Here is a 10,107-nt window from a genome sequence, read left to right on the forward strand (position 1 = left end):
CCTCACTTATGCTTGAAAAGAAGGTTGTGGTACAAGCTTAAGATCGCTCTCAGTCTTTTCATTGGCTGCTTTCACTTGTTTCTGCTCTTGCACTTGTTGTTCAATATTAAAGATATTGATGAATAAATCCAGTTTATCTTCAGCATCAGGAAGTCCTGCGAATTCCTTCGCTTGAAGGATCGGATCCTTCAACAACTGATTGATTATACTCTTCGTATGCTTATTTAACACTTTTCGCTCCCGATCAGTTAAGTCGGGCATTTTCCGTTCAATGCTTTCCATCGTTTCAGCTTGAATGGAAAGTGCTTTTTGTCGCAGTGCTGAAATAACCGGAACAACTCCAAGCATATTCAACCACTCTTTAAAAGCTACAATTTCAGCTTCAATCATGATTTCGATTTCCTCAGCGGCTTTCTTTCGCTCAGCCAGGTTCGCCTGAACGATGCCTTCTAAATCGTCGATATCATAAAGGAAGACACTTTCTAATTCTCCGATGGAAGGATCCAGGTCACGAGGTACCGCAATATCCACCATGAAAAGAGGACGTCCCTTCCTCATGCTTTCCACATGTGACATCATTTCTTTTGTAATGACAAAATCCTTTGCACCGGTAGAACTGATCATAATATCCGCCTCTACAAGGGCACATTGAAGCTCCTTCAATGTTTTGGCATTACCACTGAAACGGTCTGCCAAGGTTTGAGCCTTTTCAAACGTACGATTGATGACCGTCACTTTAGTGGCTCCGCTGCCATGAAGGTTTTGGATCGCAAGTTCTCCCATTTTACCGGCACCAAGAATAAGAACATGCTTTTTCTCCAGGCTGCCGAATACTTTTTTAGCTAATTCAACGGCTGCATAGCTGACAGACACCGCATTGGAACCAATATCTGTTTCAGAGTGACCCTTTTTCGCTACCGTCACTGCCTGCTTGAACAGATGATTATATACTGTACCAGTCGCACCTGACTCCTGTGCATTCAGGAAGCTTGAACGAATCTGTCCAAGAATCTGGGTTTCCCCCAACACCATTGAATTCAATCCGCACGCAACCTTAAAAAGGTGTTCGACCGCTCCTTCTTGTTCATAAATGAAAAGATAAGGCGTGAACTCCTCTTTATCTATATCGAACCATTGAGATAAGAAATCTTTAATATAATAACGACCTGTATGAAGCTGATCCACTACTGCATAGACTTCCGTTCTATTACATGTAGAAACAATCACATTTTCCAGAATGCTCTTCTTTTCCTTCAAAGCCTTCATAGCGAAAGGAAGATCAGTTTCATTGAATGATAAACGCTCACGAATCTCAACAGGGGCCGTTTTGTAATTCAAACCAACGACTATTGTATACATGCTATGCACTACACCCCCAACTAAAATCATTACTCTTATTATAACATGTCCTAAAAAGCTCCCGACACAAAAATGTGAACAGAAATTGAAACCTAAGTATGATACATTTATAAAGGAAAGAAGGCATGCTTCTTCCGATACTTGCAAAACATTCATTTCATCATATACATTTAAGATTAATAAAGAATGTGCATGAAAGCATTTTCAATTCTAAAAAAATCTTCTATATTTCGACATTCCCTACTAATGTAGGGTACCAAAACAAGCCTAAAGAATCAAGTAATGGAAAGGTTTTTCGCCTGGACATCCGGGCTTATTATCATTAGTATGTATTATTTTCCCTGAAAAAACAGCATTTAAAACATTTAGTATTAAAAGATACGGGAGGAAGAGTATGAAACAACAACAAAGAATTTTCCCAGGAATGATCTTAATCGGCTTTGGGGCATACTTTTACTTACAACAAGCGAACATAGTCCTGTTTCAGGAGTTCTTCACGTGGCCAACTTTACTGATGATTGTTGGATTTGCTTTTCTCGGACAGGGATATGGCGGGAGAGATTATGAAGCGATATTACCGGGCACGATTCTCGTTGGATTCGGTCTCCACTTTCATGTTGTCAATAAACTCGAAATCTGGCCGGATCACATGGGGACTTTCATTCTGATCATTGCATTGGGTTTTCTGCTCAGGTACCAGAAAACGAGAGCAGGGCTATTTCAAGGGGTGCTCTTTTTAACCCTTTCTATTATTCTCTTATTCTATGACAAAGTGGTGGGATGGTTTGGTTTCATAGGAGGAAATGTGGAGACTGCATGGGAATTCTGGCCGATTATCATTATTGGAATCGGTGTCTACTTATTGTTTATAAAGAAAAAATAGTCCTGAATAATCCATAATAAAAGCCCGGAATTTGCTCCGGGCTTTTGTACGTACTATTAGAGGACTGAATCCAAAAACTCTCTCGTCCGCTGCTCTTTTGGAGCGTTGAACAATTCCTGGGGAGGTCCCACTTCCACGATCCTGCCATCGTGCATATACACGACCCAATCGGCTACCTCGCGGGCAAATCCCATTTCATGGGTCACGACGACCATCGTCATCCCCTCTAAAGCAAGCTCTTTCATGGTTGCCAAAACCTCTCCGACCAATTCAGGATCCAGTGCAGAGGTGGGTTCATCGAAGAGCATGATTTCAGGCTTCATGGCAAGTGCCCTTGCAATGGCCACACGCTGTTTCTGTCCACCGGATAGCTTGGATGGGTATACATTTTCCTTATCCCCAAGTCCAACCTTCTTTAATAATTCTTTCGCATCCTTTTTTGCTTGGGACTTCTGAACACCTTTTACGTAAACAGGTGCTTCCATCACATTTTCCAGGACCGTTTTGTGAGGGAAAAGGTAGAAATGTTGAAACACCATTCCAACTTTTTGACGGATTTTATTTAAATCATGTGTATCCTGGTTGACTTCATCGCCTTCGATGACAACCTTTCCATTGTCTTTCAGTTCCAGGAAGTTTAAGCAGCGGAGCAATGTACTCTTCCCTGATCCACTGGCTCCAATGAGGCAAACCACATCACTTTCCTTTACGCTGATATCAATGTCCTTCAATACATGTAAATCACCAAAGGATTTATTTAATTTTTCAACTTTAATCATTTCCTGACTCACACTCATCCCTCCCGCATCTTTATTAATCACTAACCGACATCCGTTTTTCTATGATATTGACAATCGTTGAGAATACCAGTACCAGTACCAGATAATAGATCGCTACAACGAGCAGGTAAGTCATGTAATCGAAGTTGTTGGAACCAAGCGTCGTTGCCACACTGAACAATTCGAACATCCCGATGAATGATGCAAGAGATGAATCCTTTAATGCAATGATGAACTGATTGCCCAGTGGCGGCAGGGCCCGTCTGAATGCCTGTGGAAGAATGATTCTTCTCATGGACAACCCGAGAGACATCCCGAGGGACCGTCCCGCTTCCATTTGTCCTTTATCAATGGACTGAATGGCTCCACGGAAAATCTCGGCGATATAGGCCCCGTTATGGAAGGCAAGTCCCATTACGACAGACCAGAAGCCTGAGATATTTAATGAGGTTAATCCAAAGTAGAAAATAAAGATTTGAACAATCAATGGTGTTCCACGTACTACGAAAATATATAAATCCGCTAAAAGTTCCAATGGCTTGATTCCGGAAATCTTGAGAAAAGCGAAAAACAAACCAATCACAATCGCAATCAGAACAGATACAAAGGTTAATTGGAATGTTAATAACATCCCTTTAAGAAAAACATCATATGTACTTGTTAACGTTTCAAAAAAGTGCATGAACTTCCCTCCAGTCTATTCAATCCGTGTAAATAACGGACAAAAAGCGAATGCGCATAGAAGCACATTCGCTCTGTGTCATGCTGCCTTTACTCTTCTTCGGGATCTGATGTGATATCTGTATTGAAATACTTTTCACTGATTTTCTTGAGCGTTCCGTCTTCTCTTAATGTTTCTAAAGCTTTATTGACTTCATCCAGTAACGCTTCATTTTCTTTGCTTACAGCGATGGCTTGTTCACTGCGGCCGATCAGCTCACGCGCTTCGATATTCAAATCAGCAGCAATCGCTTCTTTGCCTGTAATGAAGTCGGTGATAACGGCATCATGCTTGCCCTTATTTAATGCTTCTAATGCGACTACGTCACTATCATATTGTTGAATATTATCCGTTACTCCCTGGGCAGTCTCTGCATAAGTAGATCCCTTTGAAACGGCAATCTCCATTCCTTCCAGGTCATCCAGCGTTTCTACAGAACTGTCCGGACGAACGAAAATCTGCGGGCCGGAATAATAATAAGGAGTTGAGAAGTCTACTTCCTTCAAGCGCTCATCCGTGATCGTATGGCTGGCAACCGCTGCATCAAAACGACCCGATTTCACTCCTTCTACAATTCCTGCAAACTTAAATTTCTTCTGTTCAGGTTCAAGACCCATTTCTTTCGCAACGGCTTCTGCCACTTCAATATCGAAACCTGACATGGTTCCATCATTATTTGTTACACTGAATGGCTTGAATTCACCTGAAGCTGCATAAATGAATTTGCCTTCCTCTACTAACTTCGCACCATTTTCCGTTGTGGCTTTGTCGCCGCAGGCTGATAGAAGAAGCACAGAAATGACTAACAAGACTAGGCTTTTCCAATTCTTCACTGGCTAGAGTCCCCCTTATGTAGCTTGTAATATTTTTAATCTTTCATAATTTTATCAACAAAAGAGAAAATTCTCAAAATTCAAATATAGCTTCCACAGCTTATAATTTTCCATTTTAGTGGATGAAACGGATTCAGCTCATTTACAGGTACATATGCGTCTCTATCCTTTTATTTCCTTTCATATGCTTTGGTGTTATAGGTCAAAAAACCTTATACGGACTTCTGTAGACCCTCTTTTATACTACTTTTAAGCTATAGTGGTGCTGTCACTATTTGGTCATAAAAAAAGAACCAATCTCCATATATGTGGAAACCGGTTCTTTTTAAGACTTATTTATAATACGACTTGATGGCGTCCCAGGCTTTGTCTTTTCCAAGGCCTGTTTCGGAAGAGAACATGATGAGATCGTCTTCTTTGTCCATATTTAGCGTTTCTCTTGTTACTTTTAAGTGTTTCTGCCATTTGCCTTTTGGGATCTTGTCGGCTTTCGTGGCGATGACGATGCATGGAAGCTCATGATGCTTGAGGAAATCGTACATCATCACATCATCATTGGTTGGCGCATGGCGCAGGTCCACAATGAGGACAACCGCCCTCAGCTGCTCACGGGAAGTGATGTATGTTTCAATCATCTTCCCCCATGCTTCCCGTTCTGTTTTGGATACTTTGGCAAAACCATATCCAGGCACGTCCACATAATAGAGGGTTTCTTCTATTTTATAGAAGTTCAGCGTCTGGGTTTTACCCGGCTTGGATGAAATCCTTGCCATGCTCTTACGACCGATCATTTTATTGATGAATGAGGATTTCCCTACGTTCGAGCGTCCCGCTAATGCAAACTCAGGAAGAATATCCCCAGGATATTGTTCAGGCCTGACTGCACTGATGACTAGCTCAACTTGATTTACTTTCACTTCTTTTCACCTACTAATGCTTTCTCTAAGACTTCATCGATATGGGATACAAGGATAAACGTTAATTCTTCCCTTACACTTTCAGGAATATCGTCAATATCCTTTTCATTATCTTTGGGAAGGATAATCGTTTTAATGCCAGCACGATGAGCGCTTAATGTTTTTTCTTTTACTCCTCCGATTGGAAGTACTCTTCCTCTCAGAGTCATTTCACCTGTCATTCCTACTTCACGATTGACGTATTTACCTGTCAGTGCTGATACCAGTGCCGTTGTTATTGTAATCCCTGCTGAAGGACCGTCTTTTGGGACTGCTCCTTCAGGAACGTGGATGTGAATATCATGTTTCTCGTGGAATGACTCGTCGATCCCAAGGTCTTTCGCTTTCGAACGAACATAACTAAATGCCGTCTGAGCGGATTCCTTCATGACATCTCCCAATTTACCTGTCAGCACAAGCTTCCCTTTACCAGGGGCTAAGGATACCTCGATCTGCAAAGTATCTCCGCCAACGGTCGTGTAAGCAAGACCTGTTGAAACCCCGATTTGGTTTTCTATTTCCGCTTGACCATAACGGAACTTTTTCTTCCCCAGGAACTCTTCAATATTACTGGACGTAATCACGACTCGCTTCTTCTCACCGGAGACAATGATCTTCGCCGTTTTTCTACAAAGGGCTGCAAGGTGGCGTTCTAAACTTCTCACGCCTGCTTCTCTTGTGTAATAGCGAACAATATCGACAATCGCTTCATCCCTGACTTGAAGCTTCGATTTATTTAAGCCATGATCTTTGATCTGCTTATCTAATAAATGATGCTTCGCTATATTTAATTTTTCAAGCTCCGTATAACCTGCAATCGTGATGATCTCCATCCTGTCTCTGAGTGGACCTGGAATGGTCGATAAATCATTCGCTGTTGCGATGAACATGACCTTGGATAAATCATACGTTTCTTCAATATAGTGATCACTGAAGTTCGAATTCTGTTCTGGATCAAGTACTTCAAGCATCGCTGACGAAGGATCACCTCTGAAGTCACTTGACATTTTGTCAATTTCATCAAGAAGGAAGACAGGGTTGATGGTACCTGCTTTTTTCATGCCCCTAATGATTCTCCCTGGCATCGCACCCACATACGTACGCCTGTGACCTCTGATCTCCGACTCATCCCTGACGCCTCCAAGGGAAATCCTGACAAAGTTTCGACCCAGTGATTCAGCCACCGAGCGGGCTAAGCTCGTTTTCCCGACACCCGGAGGTCCGGCAAGACATAGGATAGGCCCTTTTAGAGATCGCGTTAACTGTTGAACGGCCAGGTATTCAAGCACCCTCTCTTTTACCTTTTCAAGCCCGTAATGATCGCGGTTTAAGATTTGTTCAGAGCGATTTATATCCAATTGATCTTCAGTTTCAGTCGACCAAGGAAGCGATACAAGCCATTCGATATAATTACGAATGACAGAGCTTTCAGCCGAGCTTGATGGCACTTTCTCGTAGCGGGCCAACTCTTTCAATACGGTTCTTTCAACATCCTCAGGCATATCCGCTTGTTCAATCTTTGATGTCAAATCTTCAATTTCACCGGTTTTTCCTTCTTTGTCGCCTAATTCTTTTTGAATGGCTTTCATTTGTTCCCGTAAGTAGTATTCTTTTTGGGTTCTTTCCATGGAACGCTTCACACGCTGCCCGATTTTCTTCTCAAGGCTAAGCACTTCTTTTTCATTGTTAATGGTCTCGATCACCATTTGAAGCCTTTTCTTAATATCCAGTGTTTCAAGAACGTTTTGCTTTTCTTTCATCTTCAAAGGAAGATGGGAGGCAACGATATCCGCAAGTCTTCCCGGCTCTTCAATATCTGACACAGTGGAGTACGTTTCGGCTGAAACTTTTTTTGATAGCTTTATGTATTGTTCGAAATAATTCAATAACGTCCTCATTAAAGCGTCTGTTTCTGATTCTTTCACATCGGAATCTTTGAATTCCTTAATTTCCACTTCATAAAAGTCTTTTTGATCAGTAAATGTTTCAATAGACGCCCTGTTTAAACCTTCAACCAGAACTCTGATTGTTCCATTCGGTAATTTAAGCATCTGCTTTACCTTTGTAAGAGTTCCCATTTCGTAAAAATCTTCTTGTGTTGGCTCATCTATATTCATATCTCTTTGAGTGGTTAAGAAAATTAAATGATCATCCATCATTGCTTTTTCTAAAGCTTGTACGGAGCGCTCACGTCCAACATCTAAATGCAAGACCATTGTTGGATACACAAGTAAGCCTCTTAATGGAAGGAGGGGAACCGTTAAATTATTTTGATTTGCCACATATAACACCTCCGAATTTTGCTCTAAGTCTTTGTACAATTCTAACTTATTTACTAGGTAGTGTCTATTAAATAGGTATTTACAACTTTATTCACACCGTTTATCGCTTATTCCAGTTTCTCTTCCATTCAAAAACAAACCGATTCGGATAGACCCGAATCGGTCAACAGTCTATACACTTTTCTTATTTTGTTCTGTTATAAGATCAGTTTGGTGTGGTGCTTCCTTCATAAGAGCAAGATCCAATACTTCTTTAAGCTGTTTCACCGGGATCACTTCAATCCCCTCAATTTCACTTAACATTGCTTGCTGGTTATCATAAGGGATGATCGCTATGGTTGCACCTGCCAATTTTGCACCCTTCACTTTCGCGGTCACGCCCCCGACTGGTTTCACGAGACCGTGGATACTGATCTCACCGGTAACAGCAATGGTATGTTTCACTGGTATACGGTAAATGGCAGAGTAGATGCCAAGTGCCATGGCGATTCCGGCAGAAGGTCCGTCTACAGGGACTCCACCAGGAAAGTTCACATGAATATCATATTGATCAGCAGGTACTCCCATGGAACGGAGCACGGTAATCACATTTTCGATGGAGCCTTTCGCCATGCTTTTTCTTCGGACTGATTTACTACGATCCCCAATGCTTTCTTCTTCCACAATTCCCGTCACATTGATCAGTCCTTTATCCGTTGCAGGGATAACCGTTACTTCAATCTCGAGTAATGAACCCGTATTAGGGCCTGTTACGGCTAACCCATTTACTAGACCGATCGTTGCTTGTTCATTGATTTTTTTCTGATAGCGGGGAGAAAGCTGACTGGATTGGATGATCCACTCGAGTTCATGATCAAAGATTTCTTTTCTGTTTTCGGTAATGGCCACTCCAGCCGCAATCTGAACCATATTAACCGCTTCACGTCCATTACGGGCATAGGAGGCAAGCGTTTCAAGGCCCTTGTCACTAATCATCATCTCTACTTTTTCAACGGCTCTGGCAGCTACTTTTTTCACTTCATCATGCTCAAGCTCTCTAAAGAAAACTTCCATACATCTTGAGCGAATGGCAGGCGGAATTTCACTTGGGGTACGGGTGGTCGCACCGATTAAACGAAAATCTGCCGGAAGGCCATTTTTGAAAATATCATGTATGTGGGTAGGGATTTGATGATTTTCTTCATTATAGTAGGCACTTTCAAGAAACACTCTGCGATCTTCAAGTACTTTTAATAATTTATTCATTTGGATAGGATGCAATTCTCCTATTTCATCAATGAACAATACTCCTCCATGGGCATTCGTTACAGCCCCTTGCTTCGGCTGGGGAATCCCTGCTTGTCCCATGGCTCCCGCTCCTTGATAGATGGGGTCATGGACAGACCCAATCAATGGATCCGCAATTCCCCGTTCATCGAAACGTGCGGTTGTGGCATCCAGTTCAACAAAAACGGCGGCAGGTTTAAAAGGCGATTTCATATTCTTCTTGGCTTCTTCCAGGACCAGCCGGGCAGCTGCGGTTTTCCCGACTCCAGGCGGACCATAGATGATCACATGCTGAGGGTTCGGACTGCATAATGCTGCTTTCAAGGCTTTAATTCCATCTTCCTGGCCGACAATATCTTCAAAGCTTGATGGTCTTACTTTCTCGGCAAGAGGTTCAGTTAATGAAATGGATCTCATTTTACGTAACTCTTCCATTTCTTTTTTTGACTCACGATCAATGGAAACTTTTTGCGTTCGCTGATTTTTCAATAGGTTCCAGAAATACAATCCAATGATGATTCCGAAGAATAATTGGATAAACAAAGCGATGCTAGTAAAGCTCATTCGTCTCCCTCCAAGTAGATACAAGTTGTTATCGGTTAGTATCTCCTTGACCCTGTGGGAATAAACAAAAAAATTCTGGTTCTAAAATGAGTAAAATTAATAAATATGGAACGACTACTGATGATAATTAAGCGATTGTATGAAAACAAAGTCCGTTCCTTTCCGCTCCAGGCACTTGCTTTCCGCGGGGAGGAAGTCGAGCCTCCTGATATGAACGAAACTGTCAATACTCATTATGCACATCGATTTAAAGGCAACTTTAATAAAAGAAGCCTTTTTAGCTCCTTCTTTTATTTTGCGTTAAAGCCGTTACTGGCTAGACTTTCTCCTTCTTTAGCTTACTGACCCCTTCTCATCTCATCCCATAGCTGTCAAATGGTTTTCTTGACAGCTATGGGATGAGATGAGACGATTTTTGAGCTAAAGAAACTATATATTTCCTCCTTTTTCTAATAGAAGGTAAG

The 10,107-nt window shown here is 41.8% G+C and carries 8 protein-coding genes; 1 reads left to right on the forward strand and 7 read right to left on the reverse strand.

The window, feature by feature from the left end; genetic code table 11:
• Positions 1-6 precede the first annotated feature (6 nt).
• Entirely contained in the window at positions 7-1,359 is a 1,353-nt protein-coding gene (gene hemA, locus FZC88_RS17830) for a glutamyl-tRNA reductase (protein WP_148995853.1), read from the reverse strand.
• 394 nt (positions 1,360-1,753) lie between these two features.
• Between hemA and FZC88_RS17835 the strand changes: the two genes are divergently transcribed.
• Positions 1,754-2,242: a LiaI-LiaF-like domain-containing protein gene (locus FZC88_RS17835; protein WP_148995854.1), complete on the forward strand. Its 489-nt coding sequence runs from the start codon at positions 1,754-1,756 to the stop codon at positions 2,240-2,242.
• A 56-nt stretch (positions 2,243-2,298) separates the two neighbouring features.
• Here the strand turns inward: FZC88_RS17835 and FZC88_RS17840 are convergent, their stop codons facing one another.
• The 6 genes from FZC88_RS17840 to lonB form a co-directional block, all read right to left on the reverse strand.
• Positions 2,299-3,021 (reverse strand): amino acid ABC transporter ATP-binding protein, encoded by a 723-nt coding sequence (locus tag FZC88_RS17840; protein ID WP_187443691.1) that lies wholly within the window; start codon positions 3,019-3,021, stop codon positions 2,299-2,301.
• 34 nt (positions 3,022-3,055) lie between these two features.
• Entirely contained in the window at positions 3,056-3,703 is a 648-nt protein-coding gene (locus FZC88_RS17845; protein ID WP_148969847.1) for an amino acid ABC transporter permease, read from the reverse strand.
• Between the two features lie 89 nt (positions 3,704-3,792).
• Positions 3,793-4,575 (reverse strand): transporter substrate-binding domain-containing protein, encoded by a 783-nt coding sequence (locus tag FZC88_RS17850; protein WP_148969848.1) that lies wholly within the window; start codon positions 4,573-4,575, stop codon positions 3,793-3,795.
• A 332-nt stretch (positions 4,576-4,907) separates the two neighbouring features.
• Positions 4,908-5,492 carry a ribosome biogenesis GTP-binding protein YihA/YsxC gene (yihA, locus tag FZC88_RS17855; protein ID WP_148969849.1) on the reverse strand — a complete coding sequence of 195 codons (585 nt, stop codon included), beginning with the start codon at positions 5,490-5,492 and terminating at the stop codon, positions 4,908-4,910.
• On the reverse strand, positions 5,489-7,813 hold the full coding sequence (gene lon, locus FZC88_RS17860; RefSeq protein WP_148969850.1) for an endopeptidase La: 2,325 nt from the start codon (positions 7,811-7,813) through the stop codon (positions 5,489-5,491). The genes yihA and lon overlap by 4 nt, the downstream gene beginning before the upstream one ends.
• Before the next feature lie 171 nt (positions 7,814-7,984).
• Positions 7,985-9,643, reverse strand: a complete 1,659-nt coding sequence (gene lonB / locus FZC88_RS17865) for an ATP-dependent protease LonB (protein WP_148995855.1) — start codon at positions 9,641-9,643, stop codon at positions 7,985-7,987.
• Positions 9,644-10,107: the final 464 nt, after the last annotated feature.

The organism is Rossellomorea aquimaris (assembly GCF_008180865.1).
Lineage (GTDB): Bacteria > Bacillota > Bacilli > Bacillales > Bacillaceae_B > Rossellomorea > Rossellomorea yichunensis.

Excerpts from the sequence above, each read along its gene's own strand:
- hemA (WP_148995853.1), bottom strand. The coding sequence starts at position 1,359 with ATGTATACAATAGTCGTTGGTTTGAATTACAAAACGGCCCCTGTTGAG.
- FZC88_RS17835 (WP_148995854.1), top strand. The coding sequence starts at position 1,754 with ATGAAACAACAACAAAGAATTTTCCCAGGAATGATCTTAATCGGCTTT.
- FZC88_RS17840 (WP_187443691.1), bottom strand. The coding sequence starts at position 3,021 with ATGATTAAAGTTGAAAAATTAAATAAATCCTTTGGTGATTTACATGTA.
- FZC88_RS17845 (WP_148969847.1), bottom strand. The coding sequence starts at position 3,703 with ATGCACTTTTTTGAAACGTTAACAAGTACATATGATGTTTTTCTTAAA.
- lonB (WP_148995855.1), bottom strand. The coding sequence starts at position 9,643 with ATGAGCTTTACTAGCATCGCTTTGTTTATCCAATTATTCTTCGGAATC.